The sequence below is a fragment of the Neobacillus drentensis genome (genome assembly GCF_036965245.1).
Taxonomy (GTDB): domain Bacteria; phylum Bacillota; class Bacilli; order Bacillales; family Cytobacillaceae; genus Neobacillus; species Neobacillus drentensis_G.
Genome location: NZ_JBALPG010000091.1, coordinates 1 through 24188, shown reverse-complemented (window position 1 = coordinate 24188; position 24188 = coordinate 1). Strand labels below are relative to the sequence as shown.

16 protein-coding genes and 10 tRNA genes are annotated in these 24188 nt (G+C 36.0%); 25 read left to right on the top strand and 1 reads right to left on the bottom strand.

Annotated elements, in window-relative coordinates; genetic code table 11:
* Positions 1–30 precede the first annotated feature (30 nt).
* The 11 genes from V7150_RS18050 to rocF all read left to right on the top strand — a co-directional run bounded on the left by V7150_RS18050 (position 31) and on the right by rocF (position 2313).
* A tRNA-Asn gene (locus tag V7150_RS18050) sits at positions 31–105 on the top strand.
* A 28-nt stretch (positions 106–133) separates the two neighbouring features.
* Positions 134–206 (top strand) — tRNA-Thr (locus V7150_RS18045).
* A 20-nt stretch (positions 207–226) separates the two neighbouring features.
* A tRNA-Glu gene (locus tag V7150_RS18040) sits at positions 227–301 on the top strand.
* Between the two features lie 4 nt (positions 302–305).
* A tRNA-Val gene (locus tag V7150_RS18035) sits at positions 306–381 on the top strand.
* Between the two features lie 21 nt (positions 382–402).
* Positions 403–475: transfer RNA gene (locus V7150_RS18030), tRNA-Thr, on the top strand.
* A 21-nt stretch (positions 476–496) separates the two neighbouring features.
* Positions 497–581, top strand: a tRNA-Tyr gene (locus tag V7150_RS18025).
* Between the two features lie 49 nt (positions 582–630).
* A tRNA-Gln gene (locus V7150_RS18020) sits at positions 631–705 on the top strand.
* An 8-nt stretch (positions 706–713) separates the two neighbouring features.
* Positions 714–786: transfer RNA gene (locus V7150_RS18015), tRNA-Lys, on the top strand.
* Between the two features lie 59 nt (positions 787–845).
* A tRNA-Gly gene (locus tag V7150_RS18010) sits at positions 846–920 on the top strand.
* An 8-nt stretch (positions 921–928) separates the two neighbouring features.
* Positions 929–1004: transfer RNA gene (locus V7150_RS18005), tRNA-Ala, on the top strand.
* A gap of 409 nt (positions 1005–1413) precedes the next feature.
* Positions 1414–2313, top strand: coding sequence for an arginase (gene rocF / locus V7150_RS18000; RefSeq protein WP_335521137.1), 900 nt, complete (start codon positions 1414–1416; stop codon positions 2311–2313).
* 36 nt (positions 2314–2349) lie between these two features.
* On the opposite strand, the gene V7150_RS17995 is transcribed toward rocF, so the two are convergent.
* Entirely contained in the window at positions 2350–2508 is a 159-nt protein-coding gene (locus tag V7150_RS17995) for an aspartyl-phosphate phosphatase Spo0E family protein (RefSeq protein ID WP_335521135.1), read from the bottom strand.
* A 186-nt stretch (positions 2509–2694) separates the two neighbouring features.
* Between V7150_RS17995 and sigW the strand changes: the two genes are divergently transcribed.
* From sigW to V7150_RS17925, 14 genes are all read left to right on the top strand, one after another.
* Complete coding sequence (gene sigW / locus V7150_RS17990; RefSeq protein ID WP_335521133.1) at positions 2695–3258, top strand: RNA polymerase sigma factor SigW; 564 nt, start codon at positions 2695–2697, stop codon at positions 3256–3258.
* A gap of 18 nt (positions 3259–3276) precedes the next feature.
* The gene (gene rsiW / locus V7150_RS17985; RefSeq protein ID WP_335521131.1) at positions 3277–3900 is read left to right on the top strand and encodes an anti-sigma-W factor RsiW; all 624 of its coding nucleotides are present in this window, start codon (positions 3277–3279) and stop codon (positions 3898–3900) included.
* Positions 3901–4271: 371 nt separating this feature from the next.
* Positions 4272–5099 carry a diadenylate cyclase CdaA gene (gene cdaA / locus V7150_RS17980; RefSeq protein ID WP_335521129.1) on the top strand — a complete coding sequence of 276 codons (828 nt, stop codon included), beginning with the start codon at positions 4272–4274 and terminating at the stop codon, positions 5097–5099.
* Positions 5092–6309, top strand: a complete 1218-nt coding sequence (locus V7150_RS17975) for a CdaR family protein (RefSeq protein WP_335521127.1) — start codon at positions 5092–5094, stop codon at positions 6307–6309. The genes cdaA and V7150_RS17975 overlap by 8 nt, the downstream gene beginning before the upstream one ends.
* Before the next feature lie 38 nt (positions 6310–6347).
* The gene (glmM, locus tag V7150_RS17970; protein WP_335521125.1) at positions 6348–7697 is read left to right on the top strand and encodes a phosphoglucosamine mutase; all 1350 of its coding nucleotides are present in this window, start codon (positions 6348–6350) and stop codon (positions 7695–7697) included.
* Positions 7698–8308: 611 nt separating this feature from the next.
* On the top strand, positions 8309–10111 hold the full coding sequence (gene glmS / locus V7150_RS17965; RefSeq protein ID WP_335521123.1) for a glutamine--fructose-6-phosphate transaminase (isomerizing): 1803 nt from the start codon (positions 8309–8311) through the stop codon (positions 10109–10111).
* 172 nt (positions 10112–10283) lie between these two features.
* Complete coding sequence (locus V7150_RS17960; protein ID WP_335521121.1) at positions 10284–11090, top strand: hypothetical protein; 807 nt, start codon at positions 10284–10286, stop codon at positions 11088–11090.
* 15 nt (positions 11091–11105) lie between these two features.
* A complete protein-coding gene (locus V7150_RS17955) occupies positions 11106–11927 on the top strand; it encodes a TnsA endonuclease N-terminal domain-containing protein (protein WP_335521119.1) in 822 nt (273 codons plus the stop codon).
* Positions 11924–14071: a Mu transposase C-terminal domain-containing protein gene (locus V7150_RS17950; protein ID WP_335521117.1), complete on the top strand. Its 2148-nt coding sequence runs from the start codon at positions 11924–11926 to the stop codon at positions 14069–14071. The genes V7150_RS17955 and V7150_RS17950 overlap by 4 nt, the downstream gene beginning before the upstream one ends.
* Positions 14064–15668 carry an ATP-binding protein gene (locus V7150_RS17945; protein WP_335521115.1) on the top strand — a complete coding sequence of 535 codons (1605 nt, stop codon included), beginning with the start codon at positions 14064–14066 and terminating at the stop codon, positions 15666–15668. Before V7150_RS17950 ends, V7150_RS17945 begins: the two co-directional genes overlap by 8 nt.
* An 11-nt stretch (positions 15669–15679) precedes the next feature.
* Positions 15680–17572 (top strand): TnsD family transposase, encoded by a 1893-nt coding sequence (locus tag V7150_RS17940; protein WP_335521112.1) that lies wholly within the window; start codon positions 15680–15682, stop codon positions 17570–17572.
* Entirely contained in the window at positions 17535–19100 is a 1566-nt protein-coding gene (locus V7150_RS17935; protein WP_335521110.1) for a Tn7-like element transposition protein TnsE, read from the top strand. The genes V7150_RS17940 and V7150_RS17935 overlap by 38 nt, the downstream gene beginning before the upstream one ends.
* Positions 19101–19166: 66 nt before the next feature.
* Positions 19167–21722: an ATP-binding protein gene (locus V7150_RS17930; protein WP_335521108.1), complete on the top strand. Its 2556-nt coding sequence runs from the start codon at positions 19167–19169 to the stop codon at positions 21720–21722.
* Positions 21723–21724: 2 nt separating this feature from the next.
* Positions 21725–24109, top strand: coding sequence for a hypothetical protein (locus V7150_RS17925; protein WP_335521106.1), 2385 nt, complete (start codon positions 21725–21727; stop codon positions 24107–24109).
* The last annotated feature ends 79 nt before the right edge of the window (positions 24110–24188 follow it).

The following is a 24188-nucleotide window of genomic DNA, read 5'->3' as shown; positions in this document are numbered from 1 at the left end:
TAGGACGTTGCCAGGCTGTAATATTTTTATTCCGCAGTAGCTCAGTGGTAGAGCTATCGGCTGTTAACCGATCGGTCGTAGGTTCGAGTCCTACCTGCGGAGCCATTTTTATGTAACTAAGATTATCTGCTATGCTTCCATAGCTCAGTAGGTAGAGCACTTCCATGGTAAGGAAGAGGTCAGCGGTTCGAGCCCGCTTGGAAGCTTACCTATATTAATAAAATTCGGCCCCTTGGTCAAGCGGTTAAGACACCGCCCTTTCACGGCGGTAACACGGGTTCGAATCCCGTAGGGGTCACCATTTTGGAGGATTAGCTCAGCTGGGAGAGCATCTGCCTTACAAGCAGAGGGTCGGCGGTTCGATCCCGTCATCCTCCACCATAATATTATTACGTTAACAATGCCGGGGTAGCTCAATTGGTAGAGCAACTGACTTGTAATCAGTAGGTTGGGGGTTCAAGTCCTCTCGCCGGCACCTTTCTTTTTTTATGAATATGGAGGGGTAGCGAAGTGGCTAAACGCGGCGGACTGTAAATCCGCTCCCTCGGGGTTCGGCGGTTCGAATCCGTCCCCCTCCACCATTTATATTTTAAAAAAAGCTGGACATACTAGATACTATTACTTATTTATTGGGCTATAGCCAAGCGGTAAGGCAACGGACTTTGACTCCGTCATTCGTAGGTTCAAATCCTGCTAGCCCAGCCATATTTAGTGAGCCATTAGCTCAGTTGGTAGAGCATCTGACTTTTAATCAGAGGGTCGAAGGTTCGAGTCCTTCATGGCTCATATTTTCATATAGTAAAAACCCAGTTGATTTTAATCTTTGGGTTTTTATGTATGAATATGCGGAAGTAGTTCAGTGGTAGAACACCACCTTGCCAAGGTGGGGGTCGCGGGTTCGAATCCCGTCTTCCGCTCCAGTTTAATTGGGGCCTTAGCTCAGCTGGGAGAGCGCCTGCTTTGCACGCAGGAGGTCAGCGGTTCGATCCCGCTAGGCTCCACCATCACACTACATATTTGCCTTAAATCAGATTGCTGATTTAAGGCTTTTTTTATTGAAAAATATAAAGTTATAATTCAACTTCCTTTAAATATAGACATTGAAGACAAAACGGCCCCATAAAACAGGGAAATTGTCTTCAATAAGGCCGATTGGAGACAAAATGGCTTCTTAGAACAGGGAAAGTGTCTCCAATAAGGCCGATTGAAGATAAAACGGCTTCTTAAAATTAGAAAAATGTCTCCAAAAATAAGTCTATTAGTTACTAATAATTGGTCTTACTCTTTCGTAATTAATCAAATATAGCCCTAAGAAAGATATTCCGCATATATATACACGGTTTTGTCGAGTTGAGTCATTTGGATGAAAGCGGTTAAAATAATAGATATTAAGGGCTAGGGGGAATGGGAACGATGAGTAAGAAGCTTTCGATTATTGGTATGCCGATGGATTTAGGCCAAATGAGGCGAGGAGTAGATATGGGGCCAAGTGCAATCCGTTATGCGGGAATTAACGAACGATTATCGCCCCTTTTTGATGAAATTCATGATTTAGGAGATATTCCAGTCGGTAGACCAGAAGTTGTGGTCGATCAAGAATCTAATCTACGAAATTTAGATTTAGTTGCTGAAAAAACAGCCATGCTTGCAGAAAAGGTTGATGAAGCCGTTCAATCAGGTTCATTTCCACTTGTACTTGGCGGTGATCATAGCATTGCCATAGGAACATTAGCAGGTGTCTCAAAGCACTATAAAAACCTGGGGGTCATTTGGTATGATGCACATGGAGATTTGAACACAGCTGGGACAAGTCCTTCGGGAAACATTCATGGGATGCCATTAGCGTGCAGCATAGGATTGGGCCACAAAAAATTAACGGAAATCGGGGGCTATTTTCCAAAGGTTAAACCTGAGAATGTAGTTATAATTGGTGCTAGGTGTCTTGATGACGGTGAGAGAGTTTTAATAAAAGAAACAGGAATAAAAGTATATACGATGCATGAAATAGACCGGATAGGGATGGCAAAGGTAATGGAAGAAACCATTACTTATCTTAAGGAAAGAACCGATGGAGTTCACTTATCACTTGATTTAGATGGTTTGGACCCGAGTGAATGTCCTGGTGTAGGCACACCTGTCATGGGTGGCATCAGCTACCGGGAAAGCCATCTGGCAATGGAAATGCTTGAAGAGGCAAACATTATTACTTCAGCGGAATTTGTGGAAGTAAACCCAATCTTAGATGAAAAGAATAAAACAGCATCTATTGCAGTTGGGTTAATGGGTTCATTATTTGGTGAAAAGCTTTTATAGAAAAAAAGCAGCTGCATCCTAAACCATGCAGCTGCATTACTTTTTAAATTGATTTAACTCATTCAATAAATGATCCAGTCTTCGGCTAGTTTCAAGTACCAGTTGATTGGCTAATGAAGTTTCAGATGCTATACGGACCATTTCGTTTCGACAACTTTCTATTTCTTCTATTAATCCGGGAAATGGAGTCCCCATTTATGCCGCCTCATTCCTCATTTTATTAACTGTATCTCCTTTTGGAAAAACTTTAAACTAATTTTACCCCTCTTTAGTAAATTTTTGTTAAAATTATAGGTATTGAGAAGTTTTTTCGTTCAAAACGAAACTTTTTCGCTAGCGATTCGTATTATCGTATAGCAGCATTGGAGCTGAGAAAATTTAATGGAAGCTATTGTAAAAAAGAGAATAAAACAAGTCATCAAAGGCGATCAGGATGCCTATGGTGAAATCGTTGAAATATATAAAAATAGTGTCTATCAGCTATGTTTCAGAATGCTTGGGAACCGGCATGAAGCAGAGGACATGGCGCAGGAGGCGTTTATCCGTGCCTATGTGAATATCCGTTCATTTAACCAGGATTTAAAATTCTCCACATGGCTTTTTCGGATTGCAACCAATCTTTGTATAGATAGAATACGAAAAAAGAAACCAGATCATTATTTAGATGCAGAGGTGGCGGGAACAGAAGGGTTAACCATGTACTCTCAGATTCCTTCCGATACGCCGCTGCCAGAGTCGGAAGTAGAAAGTTTAGAACTGCATGATACCGTACAGAAGGAAATATTAAAGTTGCCGGAAAAATACCGTTCTCCGATTGTATTAAAATATATTGAAGAGTTGTCTTTAAATGAAATAAGTGAAATTCTTGATTTGCCTCTCGGAACGGTAAAAACAAGAATTCACCGTGGCCGAGAAGCATTAAGACAACAATTACGATATGTGTGATAAGAGGTGAAACCATAAATGTGTCCAGAACAGATCATCGAACTAATGCATGAATATTTAGACGAAGAAATTGAACCTGAAAAGGAACGAGTATTGAGAGAACACCTCCAAAGCTGTAAAGAATGTGAAACAATTTTTAGTGAATTAAAAAAGACCATTGCCTTTGTAAAAAGTATTTCACATATGCAGGCTCCAGCCGATTTTACGGCAAATGTTTTGGCACATCTGCCAAAAGAAAAGAAAAAGGTTGGGATGCAGCGCTGGTTTAAGAATCATCCTATGCTTGCAGCCGCTTCCGTTTTCTTGATTTTAATGATGGGTAGTATATTTTCTACCTGGAGTCAGGATCGAGAGTTTTCGGTTTCGAAGCAAAAAAACTTAATCGTAAAAAATAATACTGTCATCGTTCCTGAAGGAGAAACAGTCAAGGGTGATGTCATCGTTCGCAATGGGAAATTGAAAATAGAAGGTGAGATTCAAGGTGATGTAACAGTCATCAATGGCGAAAAATATTTAGCCTCGGCAGGTCACGTAACGGGTCAAATTGAAGAAGTGAATGAAGTATTTGATTGGATTTGGTATCACATGAAAAGAACGGCCCAAGAGGTCATTGATATCTTTGACCAGCCTGAAACCCAATAAAAACAAATCACTCGTACTAGAGTGATTTGTTTTTTTAACCAGATGCCTATAATAGGTATAAGGTGTATTTATCCCGAATTAACGGACAGTAAGTTATGTTAAGACTAAAAGACTGAAAAATGTTAAATAGGAGATTAATTGCCTGTAAAAGCTCAATTGGTGAGATACAGGGAAAATTTGCCGATGTTTTTTTCATCGGTTTAGTTGAACCAATGGGTTCGTACTGTCTCTTTATCAAGTCGAAAGCCATGATATTAGAGAACGGAACTAAAGTCAGTGGGAGATGAAAAACCCCCACTGATTGAAGTGACACTTTATGATATAATAAATTAGTTCACTATACGTTTTAAGAAAGTTACGGAGGAAGAACAATGCAGTTTGCTGATTTCACTTTAGGGAAGTATTTAGCTAGTATTGTTGATATTGTCCTCGTATGGTTTGTCATTTACAAACTGATTAATGTGGTAAGAGGAACGAAGGCGGTTCAGTTATTAAAAGGGATTCTTGTTATTCTTCTTGTCAGAGTGGTTGGTGAGCGGCTTGGTTTAACTACCATAAGCTGGATGATGCAACAGGCCATAAATTGGGGATTTCTTGCTGTTATCATTATTTTTCAGCCTGAGCTTAGGCGTGCTCTTGAGCAATTAGGAAGAGGGCGTTTTTTTTCAAGAAGCAGTACACAGGATGATGATAATCAAGAAAAAACAGTCGAAGCAATTGTTAAGGCGACCGATTATATGGCAAAACGCCGAATCGGGGCATTAATCTCAATTGAGAGAGAAACGGGCATGAGCGATTACATAGAAACAGGGATTCAGTTAAATTCCAATATTTCTTCGGAATTGCTTATTAATATTTTTATTCCAAATACACCGCTCCATGATGGTGCGGTAATTATCCAAAAAAATAATGTTTCAGCAGCAGCATGCTATCTTCCTTTATCCGAAAGTCCATTTATTTCAAAGGAGCTCGGTACAAGGCATCGTGCTGCATTAGGAATAAGTGAGGTCACCGATAGTGTGACAGTTGTAGTGTCGGAAGAGACCGGTAATATTTCCCTAACAAAGAATGGCGAACTACATCGCGATTTAAAATTGGAGGAGTTAAAAGAAATACTCACGAGTGAAATGGTTATTCATAACAAAGTAAAACAGGCTTCTTCAGCTCGTTGGAACTGGAGGGGAAAAAATAATGGATAAACTGATGGATAATCCTTGGTTTATAAAAATCCTTGCCTTGTTATTGGCTGTCCTCTTATATTCTTCTGTGCCGCATAAAGGGAATGATGTCAATGTTCCTGGAGAGCAAACGACAGAGACCATTCAGGATATGCCCGTAACGGTTTATTATGATAAGGATAATTTAGTTGTATCCGGTATTCCCAGCACGGTTGATATTACTATTAAAGGTCCAATCACACATGTCCAATCTGCCAAGGCATTAAAGAACTTTGAGGTATACGTGGATTTGACAAATGCTAAGATTGGCAAACAGAAGGTGAACCTCAAAGTAAAGGATTTATCTGATAAATTGAAGGTAACATTGAAGCCGGGTAGTGTAAATGTAACGGTTCAAGAAAAGATTACAAAGGAATTTAAAGTCGAAGCTGAAATTAATAGGAGTCAAATCGAAGAGGGTTATTCTGCGGGACAACCTATTGTAGAGCCAAATAAAGTGAAAATTACTGGCGCTAAGGATGTCATTGACCGAATTAGCTATGTCAAGGCAACCCTTGAGGAAAAAGGTAAACTGAAAGATACCATTACAAAAGAAGCCCGCATCCAGGTACTCGACAAAGACCTAAATAAGCTAGATGTTGTCGTGCAACCAGGGACAGTTAAGGTTACCATTCCAATAAAAAGTAACAACAAGACTGTTCCGATCAATGTGGTGAAAAAAGGAACAGCTCCACCTGGCGTTACGATTGAATCAATTGAACTAGATGAAAAAGAAGCGACCATCACAGGGAATGAAGATTCTTTAAAAAATACAGAAAATGTCCGAGTAGAGGTGGATATTAGTAAAATTTCTGAAAACACCACACTTACTTTACCTGTAATTATTTCAAATGGGATTACGAAAGTGACTCCGCAAACGGTAAAAGCAACTGTAGTAGTCAAAAAACAAGAAGAGAAGACCGTCTCAGGAGTACCATTAAAAATCCGGGGGTTACCTGAAACCTATAAAGCGGAGATTAATGATCCAACAAGTCATACGATTAATTTAGTGGTGAATGGCCCAAGCGAATCAGTATCGGGTGTAAGACCTGAAGACTTTACTGTATTTATTGACTTGTCTGGTTTAACAGAAGGAAGTCATAATGTCAAAATTCAGGTCGAAGGTCCAACAGATGTCAATTGGAAACCTGACAAAGCGACAGCAAAAATTACGATAACAAATAATGCATAAGATTCAGCAATTCACATGTTGAAGGAGAGATTTTTAATATGGGTAAATATTTCGGTACTGATGGGGTACGCGGCGTTGCAAATAGTGAATTAACACCTGAAATGGCTTTTAAATTAGGCCGCTTTGGCGGATATGTATTGACAAAGGATAAGGATCGTCCCAAAGTACTGATTGGCCGTGATACACGTATTTCAGGACATATGCTTGAGGGAGCTCTTGTGGCCGGTTTGCTTTCTATTGGTGCAGAAGTAATGCGTTTAGGCGTTATTTCAACTCCGGGTGTAGCTTATTTAACAAAAGCGTTAGGAGCCCAGGCAGGTGTCATGATTTCTGCTTCTCATAATCCAGTGGCTGATAATGGGATTAAATTTTTCGGGCCGGATGGCTTTAAATTATCGGATGATCAGGAGTTAGAAATTGAAGAGCTAATTGATTTACCGGAAGATCATTTGCCACGGCCAACGGGTGCCGACCTTGGTCAAGTCATGGATTATTTTGAAGGCGGCCAAAAGTATCTGCAATACTTGAAAAATACTGTTGAGGAAGACTTCTCAGGCATCCATATTGCGTTGGACTGTGCTCACGGAGCTACATCTTCGTTAGCCAGCCATTTATTTGCCGATTTAGATGCAGACCTATCTACAATGGGGGCATCACCAAACGGGTTAAATATCAATGATGGTGTTGGTTCCACGCATCCGGACGCCTTAGCAGCTTTGGTAAAGGAAAAAGGAGCCGATGTTGGTCTTTCCTTTGATGGGGATGGCGACCGATTGATTGCGATTGATGAAAAGGGAACTATCGTTGATGGTGACCAAATCATGTATATATGCGGTAAGTATCTGAAAGAACAGGGCCGCTTAAAGCATGGTACAATTGTCTCAACTGTCATGAGTAATCTTGGATTTTATAAAGCCCTTGAAACCCATGGAATTCATAGTGTGCCAACAGCAGTGGGTGACCGCTATGTTGTGGAAGAAATGAAGAAGAATGGCTTTAATCTTGGCGGTGAACAATCAGGTCATATCATTTTCTTGGACTATAATACGACAGGTGACGGCTTATTATCAGGTCTTCAGTTAGTTAATATCATGAAAGCTACCGGAAAGACTTTATCAGAGTTAGCAGGAGAAATGAAAAAATATCCGCAAAAGCTTGTGAATGTACGAGTAACCGATAAACATCATGTAACAGATAATGCAAAAGTAAAAGAGGTCATTGAGCAAGTGGAGGCAGAAATGGAAGGAAACGGAAGAATTCTTGTCCGTCCATCCGGAACAGAACCACTTGTCCGCGTAATGGCGGAAGCTGCCACAGAGGAATTGTGCGCATCCTATGTTGATCGCATCGTCACAGTAGTAAAAGATGAAATGGAATTAAAAGAATAAGAAAAGGGTATAATTGTCAAGTAGCAGCGCCCAGCGACAATAGTCATCCTGCGATAAGTAAGCATCAAATCGACTTGAGATCCGTGTTTCTTTTATCTCAGTCGGAGCTGGCTCCCGGCCATTCGTCGCTAACCGGGCTCTTCCGATTTTTTTATGCATAAGGGAACGATTCAAATCCCTTATGCATATTTTATTATGTATGGTTTTTGAATAAAGTTTTACAATTATGTTTTTAGTTGACGGACGACTGACAAATCATGTAATATTAATCTGCTTTGTTATTTTTAAAGCAGTAGTTAGTCATTTTGCATTGAAAGGAGGGCAGGAGAAGAAACAGTAATTAAAAGCGCCTGAACTAATCTTCAGTGGTTAGATTAGTTGACGAGGTGGAGGTTTATCGAAAATTCGGCGGATACCTCCCGGCTGTGACGCAGGGCCGTTAATTTCTTCTTTAAATCATAGAGGCAACTTTGTGGACAAAGAGAAGAAAATGCGCATATTAACTGAGTGTTTAAAAAGGGTATAGACGGATACCTTACAAAAACAGAGATAAGGGGGCAAGTATGCCCTCAGAAGCAGCTTGCCCCCTGTATCAGGGAGGAAATAGAAATATGTGTGGAATTGTTGGATATATAGGTAATAACGACTCGAAGGAAATTTTATTAAAAGGCTTAGAAAAGCTTGAATATAGAGGCTATGACTCAGCAGGTATCGCTGTTAAAAATGAGAATGGCATTCAGGTCTTTAAAGAAAAAGGCCGCATTGCTGATTTGCGTGAAATTGTTGATGAGGATGTAATGGCAAACATCGGGATTGGCCATACACGTTGGGCGACCCATGGAGTCCCAAGCAGAGTAAATTCTCATCCTCATCAAAGTGCTTCCGAACGCTTTACTCTTGTTCACAATGGTGTCATTGAGAACTATGATCTTTTAAAGCGTGAATATTTAACAGAGGTTACTTTCGTAAGTGAAACGGATACTGAAGTCATTGTTCAGCTAATAGAGCTATTTGTAAACGAAGGTTTAGAAGTATTAGAGGCTTTCCGTAAAACGCTGACCCTTCTACATGGATCATATGCTCTTGCCCTTTTAGATGCTGCGGACAATGATACCATTTATGTGGCGAAAAATAAGAGTCCCTTGCTTGTTGGGTTAGGTGATGATTTTAATGTAGTGGCAAGCGATGCGATGGCCATGCTGCAAGTAACAGACCAATACGTAGAGCTAATGGACAAAGAAGTTGTTATCGTCACAAAGGATGAAGTGACGATTCAAAACCTTAACGGCGAAGTTATTAATCGTGCGCCATATAAAGCAGAACTAGACGCTAGTGATATTGAAAAGGGCACATACCCGCACTATATGTTAAAAGAAATAGACGAACAGCCTCTTGTGATGCGGAAGATCATTCAAACGTATCAGAATGAGCATGGGGAGTTAACGATTGACCGCAAAATCATCGATGCTCTAAACGAAGCCGATCGTCTATATATTATCGCTGCTGGTACATCTTATCATGCTGGTCTTGTTGGTAAGCAGTTCATTGAAAAAATGGCGAAAATTCCGGTTGAGGTTCATATCTCCAGTGAAATTGGCTATAACATGCCACTTCTATCTGAAAAGCCATTGTTTATCTTCATTTCACAAAGCGGGGAAACAGCTGACAGCCGTGCTGTGCTTGTGAATGTGAAAGAAATGGGCTACCCTGCATTAACGATTACAAATGTACCTGGTTCAACGCTTTCTCGTGAAGCTGATTTTACCCTCTTGCTCCATGCCGGCCCTGAAATTGCCGTTGCCTCTACGAAAGCTTATACAGCGCAAATCGCTGTTCTTGCAATCCTAGCTGAAGTAACAGCAAAGAGCCGTGGATTAGAGGTTGGCTTTGATCTTGTGAAGGAGCTTGGAATCGTTGCGAACGCAATGGAAGTTCTTTGTGATTCTAAAGAGATGATTGAGCATATCGCTAGAGAATTTTTATCAGTAACACGCAATTGCTTCTTCATTGGCCGTGGAATTGACTTTTATGTTGGTTTAGAAGGGGCATTAAAGCTAAAGGAAATTTCTTATATTCAAGCGGAAGGCTTTGCCGGCGGTGAATTAAAGCATGGTACGATTGCTTTAATTGAAGAAGGAACACCGGTTATTGCTTTAGCTACACAAGAAAATGTAAACCTAAGCATTCGCGGCAATGTGAAGGAAGTAGTAGCCCGTGGAGCAAACCCATGCATTATTTCAATGAATGGTCTAAATATGGACGAAGACAGCTTCGTCATTCCAGAAGTACATGAATTATTAACACCGCTTATCTCTGTCATACCATTACAAATCATTTCTTACTACGCAGCCCTGCACCGCGATTGCGACGTCGACAAACCTCGTAATCTTGCTAAGTCGGTGACGGTTGAGTAAGAAGGTATTAATAAAAGCTTAATTTTGTTGAGTGACAATAAAGTCGTTTAATTACAAATAAAGTCGTTTAATTTACAATAAAGTTGTTTAAAAAGCACACGATATCGATTACAATTAATGTAATCGAACGTGTGTTTTTTTGTTGCGTTTAAGCTTATGGGGTGATAAATACGTGGCCAATGCTAAATACAGAATCAAAAAGAGAAAAGATGCTTTAAAGGAATTGAATGAGCTAGTAGAAAGAGATTCTAATCTATTGATTATCCATTACTCCTGTGAGAGTTTTTACAATATTAAGGATGGAAGAACACCCCGAATTACTTCTATTGCAGTAAGGTATTTTAATACCGGACAAACTATTTCTTTTTCAATTCATAAAGTAGCAGAAAAACAGGCTAAATTGAATAGCATTGAAGATCATTATAATGAGCTAGAAAAGTTCATGCTAGATGAATTTTTCCAATTTGTTTCAACGCATATTAACTACAAATGGGTTCATTGGAACATGAGAGATATAAATTATGGATTTGAGGCTATTAACCATCGATATAGTGTTCTTGGTGGGACACCTTATACGATCCATGACAATAATAAGTACGATCTTGCTAGAAAAATGGTTGATATCTACGGGAACTATATAAAAGAACATCCAAGATTTGAAAAATTAATTGATAGAAATAACATAACCAAAAAAGATTTTCTGGGTGGTGCTGCTGAAGCAGAAGCCTTTGAAAATAAAGAATTTGTAAAACTTCATCAATCAACATTAAGGAAGGTAGATATTCTTCAAAGCGTCGTAGAAAGAATTATTGAAAATAATTTAAAAACAGATACTACTTTAAGGGAAATATATGGATTTACTCCACAAGGATTGTATGAGTTAGTAAAGGAAAATTGGGGATATAATTTATTAATATTCTTATTAGGAGCCGTACTTTCGGGAGTAGTTGGGTATATTATTACACTTTTATTAATGTAGGAGGAGGTTGATAAAATGCCTAAACGCCAAACTGGTTGGACAGAAAAGAAAATTGCCCGGTATTATAAAGAAGGTCGTGGTCAAGGAGAATTAGGAAATTACAAGCCTTGGCTAACGATCCAGGATGTTCCTTCTAACGGTCGTGCCCATCGTGACATAGGTTGGAAAACAAAGCGTGAGCATCATCTATTATCTGACAATGAATATAACTATTTTTGCTTACTTGATTGGTCAGATGATGTAATTGATATCCGTGAGCAGTTTCCAATTAATAGAGAAATAACTTTAAAAATTGCTGAACTAATGAATATAAAACATCCTCATGATTCTTCAACTCAGACTCCGATCGTAATGACCACAGATTTCTTTATTACACTTCGTCATGGTTCAAAATTTGATTATATTGCTAGAACAATAAAACCTGAAAGTGAACTTAATAGCTCTAATGTTATTGGAAAATTTGAAATTGAACGAGCATACTGGGAAGAACAGAATATAGATTGGGCCATTGTAACAGAAAAGGATCTTCCTAAAACAATAATTGATAATTTAAAGTGGCTGCGGTCTTCTTATAAACTCCCCGATGCTACAGATAGTAACTTTGTAACTATTCTATTAAAAAAACTAAGCACAGGAACTGGCACAATTTTAAATAATTTAAAAGAGTTTGATGAACAATATCATCTTGAAAAAGGAACAGCTTTAGCTCTTTATCGGCATGTTATTGCGAACAAGTTAGTCAAACTAGAAATGACAAAAAAGTTTGATTTAACTGCTGAACTATCAACTATTGAAGTATTACCGTTGAACCTTAAAGAAAAGAGGTGGGCTACTTGAATTTGTTTATAAATGAGATTCTGCAGGATGTTACACAGCCTAAATTGTTTCGAATCTTGTGGATAGATGATAACAATACAGTAGCTTATATCATTGATTTAAATGATGATAAGGCCCTTCCTGTTAAACGGATGATTTCAGAACTGAGGGAAGAGATTGTTACAGAGAATCTTATCAAATTAAAAGATGACCCCTTAATCGTTCATGCTATTAAAGAATATACACAGAAGCATATTGATTCTCGTGACCAAGCATGGCAAATCATAAAAGAAATGGTTCTAGACGAGCCTGATATTTATGAAAAGCATATAAGAACTGTTTATATAAAAAAGGCTAAGGAGGCTTATGGAGTTTCTTATCCTACTATAAGGAAATATTTATGTAAGTACTGGCAAAGGGGAAAAACAATCAATGCCCTTCTACCGGATTATCAAAACTCAGGAGCTAGAGGAAAGGATAGGGCAGCTGGAACAAAAAAGCGAGGCAGACCGCCAAAGTATACTGTGGCAGGTATCAATGTTGATGAAAAAACAAAGAAACTGTTTCGTGTTGCCCTAGAAAAGTATTATTTGACTTCCAAGGAAAATAAATTAACTGATGCCTATAAAATGATGGTAAAAGAGTTTTATGCAAAAGATATTTATTATGAGAATGGTATTGAAAAGGTGATTATTCAAGACGAAGAAAAGATCCCAAGTATTCGGCAATTTCGTTACTGGTATGAAAAAGAATACACCTTACCGGAATCACTCATTGCTCGTAAAGGAAGAAAAAAATACAACAAAGATCATCGAGCAGTGTTAAATTCTTCCCTTTCAGAAGTATTTGGCCCGGGCTCTCGTTACCAGATAGACGCAACGGTTGGAGATGTCTACTTAATTTCAAAACACAATCCAAACTGGATTATTGGACGTCCTGTGATCTATTTAGTAATGGATGTTTTCAGTAGAATGGTTGTTGGCGTTTATATTGGGTTGGAAGGTCCCTCATGGCTAGGTGCTATGATGGCTTTAGCAAATACAGTGATGGACAAAAGGGAATTTTGTGCTCAATATGGCATTGGAATTTCAAAAGATGATTGGCCTTGTGAGCACTTACCTGAAATATTGCTTGCAGATAGGGGAGAGTTTGAGGGGTTTAATGTAGATCGTTTAATCGGGGCATTTAATCTTCATGTAGAGAATGCTGCACCATATCGGGCTGATTGGAAAGGTGTTGTTGAAAAGCACTTTGATTTGATCCAGAAAAAAGTAAAGCCCATGCTTCCCGGTTATATAGATACAGATTTTCAAGAGCGTGGAGCAAGGGATTATCGTTTAGATGCAGTTTTGACATTAGATGAATTTACGAAAATTATTATTAAGCAAATTTTATATTATAATCAAAAGCACTATTTGAAAGACTACGTACGTGATGAGGATTTAGTTCATGATGATGTGATGCCCGTTCCACTTAAATTATGGAATTGGGGAATTGAAAATCGGACTGGTAAACTCAAATATTTTCCAGAAGATGTAGTAAAGCTGCATTTAATGCCGAGAGAAACCGCAACCGTTACTTATAAAGGTATCCGAATGAAGGGGATTTATTACAGTTGTGATCGGGCTGTCAAAGAGTCATGGTTTGAAACAGCTAGACAAAAAGGTTCATGGAAAGTTGAAATCGCATATGATCCAAGGAATATGTCTATTGCCTATTGGATTGATAATCAGACCAATGAATATGATAAATGCTATATGCTTGAACCTTCTAAACGATACGAACATTCAAGTTTAGAGGAAGTAATGTACTTGTTGCAGAAGGAAAAACAATTAGCCCAAAGTGTGAGTCATCAGCAACTGCAAAAAGATGTTGACTATATAGCTGAAGTAGAATCGATTGTAGCTATTGCATCTAAGAGGAAAAAACAATTAATGGATCGCTCATTAAGTAAAGCAGAGAAGGTAGAAAGTATAAAGGATCATCGTAGAAATGAAAAGAAAAGCTTGAAGTCTGAAGAAGTTTTTCAATTGGAGAAAGACAAAGAACAAAAGAAAGAAGCTCAAGTACTCCCTTTTCAATCCAACAAAGAAAATGAACAAGATTTTTCTAGGCCCAATGTTAGGGAGTTTCTAAGAAAAAGAAAGGAGAAAATGGATGAGTGAAGAACTGCACTTGAATAATGCTGAGGTAGCTAATTACAAACAGCAACAAGTGGTTGATTTTAAGGGTAATCCACTAATCGAAGCATTGCCAGATATTTTATCCCCGGAAGAAGCCTTCGATGCACTTAGTTATTATCCTGATTACGATGAACAAGAAAGGTTCCTGCCATCGCATATTCGCTATCATGCTATTCCGAGACTTAACCGTTTCTTTCAGCCAGTTATGCAACATTTGGACTTAGAACAACGCTTTTCTCGTCTATTAAGGCATGGATATATAAGTCGAAACCCGTTCACTCCATGCTTTAATAAAAGCCTTTCCATTGGACATCAGCAGTTGCATGGATTAGAGACTAAAAATGATATACGTTCCACTGCGTCAAGTATGACATTAATGGGGTTTTCAGGGATAGGAAAAACAACAGCGATTGAGCGTGTCTTATCATTATATCCTCAATTATTAATTCATAAGCATCCTTTAAATATTACCCAGGTTGTCTGGTTAAAGCTAAATTGCCCTCATGATGGTTCATTAAAATCATTGTGCATGGACTTTTTCTTGAAAATGGATCAGCTGGTAGGATCAAATTATTATGAACGATTCGGTAGCCGTAGACACTCTATTAGCTCAATGGTAACAAGGATGGGGCAAATTGCTAGACTGCATTGTGTAGGTGCTCTTGTTATAGATGAGATTCAACATTTACTTGCTACTCGTGACAACAGCTCTGAAAAGATGATGAATTTCTTTGTGACACTTGTTAATGAAATTGGTGTACCGGTCATGATGATTGGAACAATGCGTGCTAAAAGCGTTCTGCAGCAAGACTTTAGGCAAGCTAGGAGAGGTAGTGGACAGGGTGACATGGTGTGGCAGCAAATGGAGAAGAATGATGATTGGGATTTGCTTATTGAAAGCATATGGGAGTATCAATGGCTTCAAAAAAAGGTGGAGTTGACCGATGAACTTAATCAAGCAATTTATGACGAAAGCCAGGGTATTGTTGATATTGCCGTAAAACTTTTTGCTTTATCGCAAGGGAGAGCTATTGAAACAGGGCTAGAAACAATCACGCCTTTACTCATAAGTAAAGTAGCAAAAGATGACCTTAAGCTAGTACAGCCAATGTTAAAGGCACTAAAGGATGGCAGGTTAACTGAATTGGAGAAATATGAAGATATTATGCCAATGGATATCGCTGATTATTTAAAACGTCACGAGTCTAAAATTGACTTGCGAGCGTCTATTCAAAAGAAAAAGGAGCAAATTGCAGAAAAGAGAAAAGGGCAGAAAACGTCATTAGTTGAAAAAGTGACGCTAACGTTAATCAACTTAAATATTGAATCTACATTTGCCGAGAAGTGTGCTGTCAAAGCCATCAATGAATTACCTGGCAGCTCTCAAGCTGAAATTACCGGGCGAGCACTGCAAATTTTAACAGAGAAGAAAGAAAATAAGAAGACAAAAATTGATACTTCTAAGACGAGCGAATTGCAGTTAATTATTGATAAAGGAAAAAAGAATCAGAAGTCAGCCTATGAATCTCTTAAAGAAGCAGGATACATCAAGTCGCCAATGGATGATTTTGCGATTTAGGAGGAAATGAGATGCTCGCTTACTTTCCTACACTTTATGAAGATGAGTTATTATACAGCTGGTTCGCTCGTTATCATGTTCACTCTGCAAATGTCAGCCCAAAACAGACGATGAAAGATTTGTTTGGAACGACCAGTACGGTGGCTGTTCCAGATTTACCAACGCAACTAAAGCAAGTTTATGATCGTATAAGGCATTTTGATATTCAGTCATTAGATGGCCTTATTTGGAATCATACGCTATTTCGTTATTATACAGTCTTTCAACCGGAGTCCGTAAGGGAAAAAGTATATAAGGCAATGGTAACAGGAAATCCGCCGGGAGTTATTCATTTGATTACGGGAATAGCAGCAAGCGTAGTAAAGGAATGGATGTTTCTTCAATTTTGTCCGACCTGTTTTCAAGAGGATATCCTACATAAAGGAGAACCATACTGGCATGTTTCACATCAATTGCTGGGCGTGTTCACTTGTTTAGAACATGGTGACTATTTATGTGATTCAACAGTAAGATTCAGAAATACTGAAAAACATGGATTTGTTGCAGCTACCGAAGAAAACTGTCCACGAAGCCGTCTGCGGTCTTCATATACAGATAAAACAAAAGGCTTCTTAAAGATGATTGCTAGTCAAAGTCAGAAACTCATTTCATCCGGTTTCCAGTTTACATTTCAGGGCATCCAAAAAGCCTATCAATATCTTTTAAAAGGAAAAGGCTTTTCAAACATTAATGGAAAAGTTGATCAGAGAAAGTTAGCTGAGCAGTTTCAGTTGTTTTATGGTGAGGAACTTTTGAGTACAGTCCAATCTCCAGTCTGTTATGAAAATCCATATTGTTGGCTAAAAAACATCACTCGAAAGCATCGTAAATCCTTTCATCCAGTACGCCATATTCTATTTATCCATTTTCTGGGTGAGTCAGTAGAAACATTTTATAAATATGCATCTAAAGAGTATCAGCCGTTCGGAGAAGCCCCCTATTATTGTTTAAATCCTGCTGCGACTCACTTTAAAGAAAGAGTCACTACAGATATACAAATTAGTTTATGTACTGATACAAGACGTCCTGTAGGTACATTTAGTTGTTCCTGCGGTTTTGTTTATTCGAGAAGGGGACCGGATCAAGTTGTGGAAGATCATTTTAAGATTGGCCGTATTAAACTATTCGGTCATGTATGGGAAACAAAATTAAATCAACTCGTTTATGTAGAAAAGAAGAGCTGGTACTCAGCAGCAAAGGAATTGCAGTGCGATATTAGAACAGTTAAGAAATACGCAACTAAACTCTATCAAAAAAAGGTAACCAATTTCGAAGAACCTATTATGGATGTTGGTACTGTTAAGCAAAAGGAATGGCTGGATTTGATACGAATGTATCCGGAAAAATCAGTTACTCAACTAAGAAAAATCGAATCTGCTTTATATGCGTGGCATTATCGAAATAATATTGAATGGCTTAAAGGTCATTCGCCGAAACAAGGAACAAAACCTGTGACTTCAAGAAGAGTTGACTGGACAGAAAGGGATAATGAAATTTTATTACAAGTAAGGCAGATAATTAATAAGCTGTATGCTATTGATAAGCCAATTTATGTAAATAAAACTCGTATTGGTAAAGAAATCAACCAGTTATCGCTCATAGAAAAGCATTTAGAAAAATTACCAATGACGAAAAAGTATATAGAAGAACATATTGAGACAAGACAACAGTTCCAAATAAGGAGAATTAAATGGGCCTGCGGGCATTTAGTAGTTCAAGGGGAAGAAATTACAGAGTGGAAGGTAATTCGTTTAGCTGGGATCCGAGATAACGTATGTGAGGAAGTAAGAATTACATTGAAAAAAGAAATATTGGATTACAAAGCAGGTGATCAAGATTCTGAAAATCAAGCCATGGCCTTTTAAAAACGAAGTAGTGACATTACATTGGATTGGAAATGTTAAATTAGAAAATAATCAGTGGCGCATACAAGCGGCGTTTGTTTATAAAAATGATTGCATAATCATTTCTCTACCTATTGCAGTCTTTCCTTTGTTAAGAGTCGGCACGCCTTATCATGATGGCTTACCGATGTATACACAAAAGAGAGGTACTTTATACAAAACTCAAGTGAATAATATGAAGAATGGCTTCGCTTCAAAAGCGATTGATATTTGTAGGAACTTTAATTATTTTCTTTATAAGAAACCTGAGTTAATGAACCAACATATATGGTCGTTTGAGTCAGATGGTATAACGTACCATATTCCGCAAACAGAGATGATACGTGCATTGTTTGCTATTAACAAGACCTTAACAAACTCATTGTTGCGTCCAAAAGGGCTGGATCTTTTAGTGAATAAGGTATCCATCGGTCAAAATCGAAAAGCAACGATTAATTTTTCCGATGACATTCCTGGCACAATAATGACAGATGACTTTGCCCGATATTTTGGCTGGATATATTTACAGCCTGAAATAAAACAATCGTTTTCTTCTGTTCAAAGTAATTCTTATGCCATGATGGCAAATGGTTTAAATCTAAAAGGAATACCATTGGAAATGACAATGCCACATACTGTTGAATTCAACTTGACTGTTAGGGGGCTTCAGCAAATGGACGAAATACTGGTATTCGAATGGTTGGCATCAGACCTTGCTGTTCCACCATTTAAAGAGTTGGATATTCAACATAAATCAATAAAGAAACGTCTGTACACACCAGATAAAAGAAAAAAGAGACTATCAAAACAAGAACAGTCGCAAGAACATGTATTAAACGAAAACAACGGAGAGCGATCAAGAGAGGATGCAAATCAACCGGTCATTGATATAGAACCCACTCAGATGGCTTTCCGCCAATCAACTATAGTAAATAGAATACCAAAGCAAGAACAAAAAGTGAATCAAGGGGATGAATACTCTTCAAATATCGGCAGGGGCGGTGGAGTTAAACAAAGAATTGTCGGTCTTGATGAATCCGTTTTTGGAGGGGAAATAACACCAATTGAATTTAAAACGTTAGAAATTGCCGAAAAGTATATGGATTATGGCTTAGATAAGTTTATTGAAACGATCCGGTATCTTGCTACGTATAATCTTAATTTGAATGTATTTATTTATTTTATTTATTTGCCATTAGGAAGAAAGTTTTCATATCTTCTAGACGGACGAAGAAGAATTTGTGCGGTAGTAAAAATTATAAATGGTAGTAAAACTTCCTATATTCTTGAGGTGGCAATACCAGATAATAGATCATTATCAACACTTATAATTGCTTCACAAAATAGCTTAGATAGAGACGAAAAACAAATAAAACATATATTAACCCAGTTAACTTATAATAATGGAAGTTGGAGTGAAAAATTTTTAGCTGAATTTTATTTTAAAAGAGTAAGACATTTACAAACGAATAATGAAGATTGGGCCTTAAGACTCTCTAAATATTTATAGCTCTTTAGGAAAGGATGTAAATATTGTAAAATAGCAACAATAAATGTTATAGAAGTGGGTGAAGAAATGCAGAATGAACAATTAAATATGTTCGAAAGTGAATATTATGATGATCCGACTATTAATCAATCAAATCTTGAGGATTTAAAATTTAAAGTTCATACTTCATTAATCTATAAGCTTGGAGAAGAATTAATAAAAAATGAAGTAACAGCAATTTCTGAGTTAGTGAAAAATGCTTATGACGCAGATTCTGCATATGTTGAATTAACAGTAAATCCTGAATATGTTATAGAGCATAACGGGAACATGCTAATTGGAGAAATTGTTATTAAAGATGAAGGATGTGGAATGGATAAAAGAGATATTATAAATGGATGGCTTACTCTCTCAAATTCTGCTAAAAAGAAAATGAAAAAAGAAAAAAAAGTAACTAAAAAGTATGAAAGGATGCCTCTAGGTGACAAAGGCTTAGGAAGGTTAGCTGTTCAAAAGTTAGGTAGAATAATGATAATGGTTACAAAAAAAGAAGAATCAGATATAGAATATACAGTTACTATTCCATGGGGAGACTTCCAAAAAAACACCATTTTAGAAAATGTGAAAGTTGTATGTACAGAAAAAAAAGTTGAAGAAAATTTCGAAAAAGGTTACACAAAAATAATAATTAGAGATCTAGTAAATCCAAATCTTTGGAAAGAAGAAGAGAACATAAATGAGTTAGAAAGAGAATTATCTCAAACCGTTTCTCCTTTTAAAAAAGAGAGTAATTTTTACGTATTTGCAAAGATCGGAGAAAGGAATTTAGATTTTTCTAAAATATCTCAAGAAATATTAGATGGGGCAATTTCTAAATTTAGTTTTGAAATTACAGATGAGCATATTAAATTAAAAGGGAGTTTTAAACTCGATTTTTTTCTTTCAAAGAATAATTATTTCGATATCAGTGAAGATCACCTAAAAGAATTCCTTTTAATTAATAAAGAAAAAATGAATAGTTATTCACTAATAGAAAATGACTTATTTTCGATAGAGTTTGGCGAAGAATTTTCATTTGATGAGTTAAGTGGCTTTGAATTGCATAAAGATGGTAAACTAATGCATCCAGGTAAATATAACGGTAAAGTTTATTCATATTCTTTTGATGAAAATTATTTAAAGGGTCAAGTTGCAAAGTTAAACTTTAAAGTGATTAAAGGTCAAGTAGACTTTAAAAATTTTATAAAGAAAAATTATGGAATTAAGGTTTTTAGAGATGATTTTGCAATATTACCGTATGGCTACGGCGAAGGTGGAGATTGGTTAGCACTTAATAAAAGTAAAGGTACTCAGGGTTCATATTACGATTTGAAAAATGAAACTGTGATTGGATTTATACAACTTTATGGAAAAGAAAGCTATAAATTAAGAGAAAAAACCAATCGTGAAGGTCTGATAGAGGACGATTATTACAACAATTTCTATGCAATTAATAAATTTATTTTGAAAAAAATTAATAACCATATCGGAAAGCTAAGAAGAGGTTTTAGTAAGTATATCAATTTGATTACCAATGATATGGATCGAGCAGATCCTTTAGTGAGTGATCATGAAGTTGCAGTGAAAAGTTTAAGAAAGATTTCTGATAAATCTCAGAAGATAACAAATAGTATTGAGCATTTAAGTTCAAAAACTGATCAATCAACAAGCATAATTGCTCAGGTGAACAAAACTATTAATAGTATAAAAAACATTGAAAGAAATGAAAAGGCTTTATTACAACAATTAATAGATAAATTAAACGAAAATATAAATTTAACTAAGTCTGTTTTAAAAGAAGCTGATTATTATCTAAAAGAAATACAAGTCACTCAAAATCATTTATCTACAATAGAAGAAGATTATGGTGTGATGGTGGGTAGGATGCAAGAACTAGCTGAGCTTGCTGGTTTAGGTATATTAACTGAAACATTGACTCATGAACTTTATACCTTGATAAATAATACAAAGAAAAATACAGCTAATGTGATATCTTACTATACGAGTAATTATGAACCAGATAAAAAAGTTCAACAATATTTTAACTATGTTCGTTATTCAACTGATGCAATGAGAAAACAATTAAGCCACTTATCTCCTAATTTTAGAAATGTGAGAACAAAAAAAGATGTAGTGAAGATAAGTGATCTTTTGAGAAACCATCTTGAATATTACAAGGAACGCACGCAAAAGAATGGTTTATCTATAAATGTTTCCTATGAAAATGACTTTTTAGTAAATGTTAGTATAGGTATGATAAATCAAGTCCTAGACAATTTATATTTAAATTCGGAACACTGGTTGCTGCATGCTAAAAGAATTGGGAAAATTCAAGATCCCCAGTTTTTTTTAGAGATTAAAGAGAATGGAAAAATTCATGTTTGGGATAATGGTCTTGGAATCGATGAAAATATAGTCAATGAAGTTTTTGATCCCTTTGTTTCAAACAAGGAAAACGGCAGGGGACTAGGGCTATATATAGTTTCTCAAATATTAGACTATCATAATTGTAAAATCAGGTTAATGAGGGAAAGAAATTCTTTCGGGAAATTATACAAATTTGAAATTGATTTAAGAAAAAGCTTAGTGCATGAGGAGAAATGAAGATGGATTCTATTGTAAGTCTATTTAATCATAATAATATAAAATATATTGTAAGTGTAGATGATTGTTATACAGAAAATGTAAGCAGCGTTACCGAGGTATTCTTATTAAATGAAATTCTACAAAATCCTCATGAATATATAGATAAACTAAAAAAGATAAGACCAGATTTCAATTTGATGGAAACTATGAATTTTCCTGAGAATATCAGAGAAGAAATTATACAAAGTAAGTTGTTTGACTTAACAGATGATGAAAAAAAAGAAATATTTAATCAAAATTCTTTAGAGGACACAGTTTTAACAAGTCAAAAGGAAAATTTAATAAAATTTTTAAAGGAATTACATAGTAGCGGGGCCGTCAAAGAGTATAAGACCTTCGGGACTATAAATGAGGCAAAAAAATTCTTGAAAGAAGAGATCCAAAATATTTGGAATCCTTCCGAAGAACAAAAAGTTCTTTGGCTTATAGACAGAGAATTTGGTGATCGAGTTAATGAAGGTTTTGATTTATTAGAATATTTTTGTTCAGACGAATATCAGTGGAATATTGGAATTCTAGCAACACAAAATACCAGTGATATAGTAAACGAAAAGCAATTTAATGATTTTTTAGAAAAGATCTCTAAGGGGATATTAGGGAAAAATAGGAATTTAATATGGTTAATTGATAAAGACCTAATTGATTCAGAACGCTCCGGGGAGTTTGTTGAAACAATTATGCATGGATTGAGACGTAACTACACATTTAAGATAACAAATTTCTTAACAAATACAATTAGTACGGGTATTCAAGAGGCCTCTACTTCTTTCAAAAACATTGAACAATCTACGATAAATAATATTATTTTAAAATTTAGCACTCGAGAAGGAGCTTCTATAATTGAGACTCTTACAAGAGTTTTAATGGCAATTACAAAACATGATATGAATCAAAAGATTTATGAAAACTTCGATAATATAACTAAAATAATTGATAGTTATGATAAATTATGCGAAGACATAGATACAGACTCAATAGCTAATTTAGACGAAGTGTTCTACTTCAGAAATAAAGAAAAATATAATGTATTTGTTAATAAGCACTACTATCCAGTAGGATTTGGAGATATTTTTCGAATTAATGGCCAAGAATATCTCCTTATTTCTCAGCCATGTGATATACAAATTAGGGGAGATAACGGAAATAGAAATTTGCAACAAGCAACCTTATTAAGGATTACAAAGAAAAAACCAGACCATAGGGCATATAGTACTCTTGAATATTATCATAAAACAGAAACATATTATGTCTTGTACAAAGAATCAGTTTTAATTGATTTCAATGTATTAGATTTATGCTCACTTAATAATAATGGAAAAGCATTTGTTAAAGTAGCACAATTAAATGAAGTTCTAAATAATCCTTATAGATATACGGTTGGACAGCGTAAAAGAATGGAAGAGGTATTATCTCATCTAAAAGACACATATAAACAACATAGACACATAACAAATACTTTTGAACAAATACAAGATTATATTCTAAGTATAGAAAGTGAAAGAAAAGAAGAAGTTAAAAGCATGTTAGAAGACTATCAGAATAGAAGTAAGCAATATTGGGAGTCTTTAATAACTGTTAATAACTTTAATGTCATTGACGATGAAATTAGATTTCCAGTTGAAAGAATATGTAGATTAGACGAATTATACACGACAAATATTATGCTAGAATATAGTACATATAGTTCGAGGTTGGGGCTGCCAGGAGATTATGGATTACCTTTTAGGCATACTGAATATAAAGTACTTTCTCAAAATCCTAAAGACTTTTTTAACGGTGATTACCACCTAATTGATATCTCATACACTATAACAGTACTACTTTCTGAAAGTGAACAAGAAATATATAACAAAGTTATTTCTGAAGTGATCATTGGCAATGTTTCACAAGAAATAGAGAACAAAATAAAGAATAATCCAGCATCTTTTATTAAAATTAGACCTTCACAAAAGCAAATAATTATACCCTGTGATTTTTTAATTCGTGAAGGAAGAGAAAATGTATCCTTTTCAACAAAAAGTATAAGTATTAACAAAGAAACATTTAGAAAGTACACACCATCCTTTTCTGAACTAATTCTTAAATTAGCAGATAATAGAGAGTTCATAAAAGCTTACAAATTATTTAATTTCTATAGCGGGGAAAAACTGAATGAAATTGTTAATTTTAAATTGGATCATTTTGAGGATAGATGTTTTTCAATAAATATTGAAGATCATATTATTCTTGAGATTCATTTGAACCTTGAAGAGAAAGAAGATAGTACATTTAAATTTTCAATAAGTTTAAATGAAAGTCCAGAGAATATTAAATGGATAACAGAAAAATATTTAGCAAAGAAATAACCTTGTGTTATTATTGTCTTAAGACTGTATAAGTTTAATTAATCAGCTCACTGTTTCTAATTGATGTGCACATGGAGTA

What these genes read in the sequence shown, in the direction of transcription:
- V7150_RS17995 (WP_335521135.1), bottom strand. Translation starts at nt 2,508, where the DNA reads ATGGGGACTCCATTTCCCGGATTAATAGAAGAAATAGAAAGTTGTCGA.
- rsiW (WP_335521131.1), top strand. Translation starts at nt 3,277, where the DNA reads ATGTGTCCAGAACAGATCATCGAACTAATGCATGAATATTTAGACGAA.
- V7150_RS17955 (WP_335521119.1), top strand. Translation starts at nt 11,106, where the DNA reads ATGCCTAAACGCCAAACTGGTTGGACAGAAAAGAAAATTGCCCGGTAT.
- V7150_RS17940 (WP_335521112.1), top strand. Translation starts at nt 15,680, where the DNA reads ATGCTCGCTTACTTTCCTACACTTTATGAAGATGAGTTATTATACAGC.
- V7150_RS17975 (WP_335521127.1), top strand. Translation starts at nt 5,092, where the DNA reads ATGGATAAACTGATGGATAATCCTTGGTTTATAAAAATCCTTGCCTTG.
- sigW (WP_335521133.1), top strand. Translation starts at nt 2,695, where the DNA reads ATGGAAGCTATTGTAAAAAAGAGAATAAAACAAGTCATCAAAGGCGAT.
- cdaA (WP_335521129.1), top strand. Translation starts at nt 4,272, where the DNA reads ATGCAGTTTGCTGATTTCACTTTAGGGAAGTATTTAGCTAGTATTGTT.
- rocF (WP_335521137.1), top strand. Translation starts at nt 1,414, where the DNA reads ATGAGTAAGAAGCTTTCGATTATTGGTATGCCGATGGATTTAGGCCAA.
- V7150_RS17945 (WP_335521115.1), top strand. Translation starts at nt 14,064, where the DNA reads ATGAGTGAAGAACTGCACTTGAATAATGCTGAGGTAGCTAATTACAAA.
- V7150_RS17925 (WP_335521106.1), top strand. Translation starts at nt 21,725, where the DNA reads ATGGATTCTATTGTAAGTCTATTTAATCATAATAATATAAAATATATT.
- glmS (WP_335521123.1), top strand. Translation starts at nt 8,309, where the DNA reads ATGTGTGGAATTGTTGGATATATAGGTAATAACGACTCGAAGGAAATT.
- glmM (WP_335521125.1), top strand. Translation starts at nt 6,348, where the DNA reads ATGGGTAAATATTTCGGTACTGATGGGGTACGCGGCGTTGCAAATAGT.
- V7150_RS17930 (WP_335521108.1), top strand. Translation starts at nt 19,167, where the DNA reads ATGCAGAATGAACAATTAAATATGTTCGAAAGTGAATATTATGATGAT.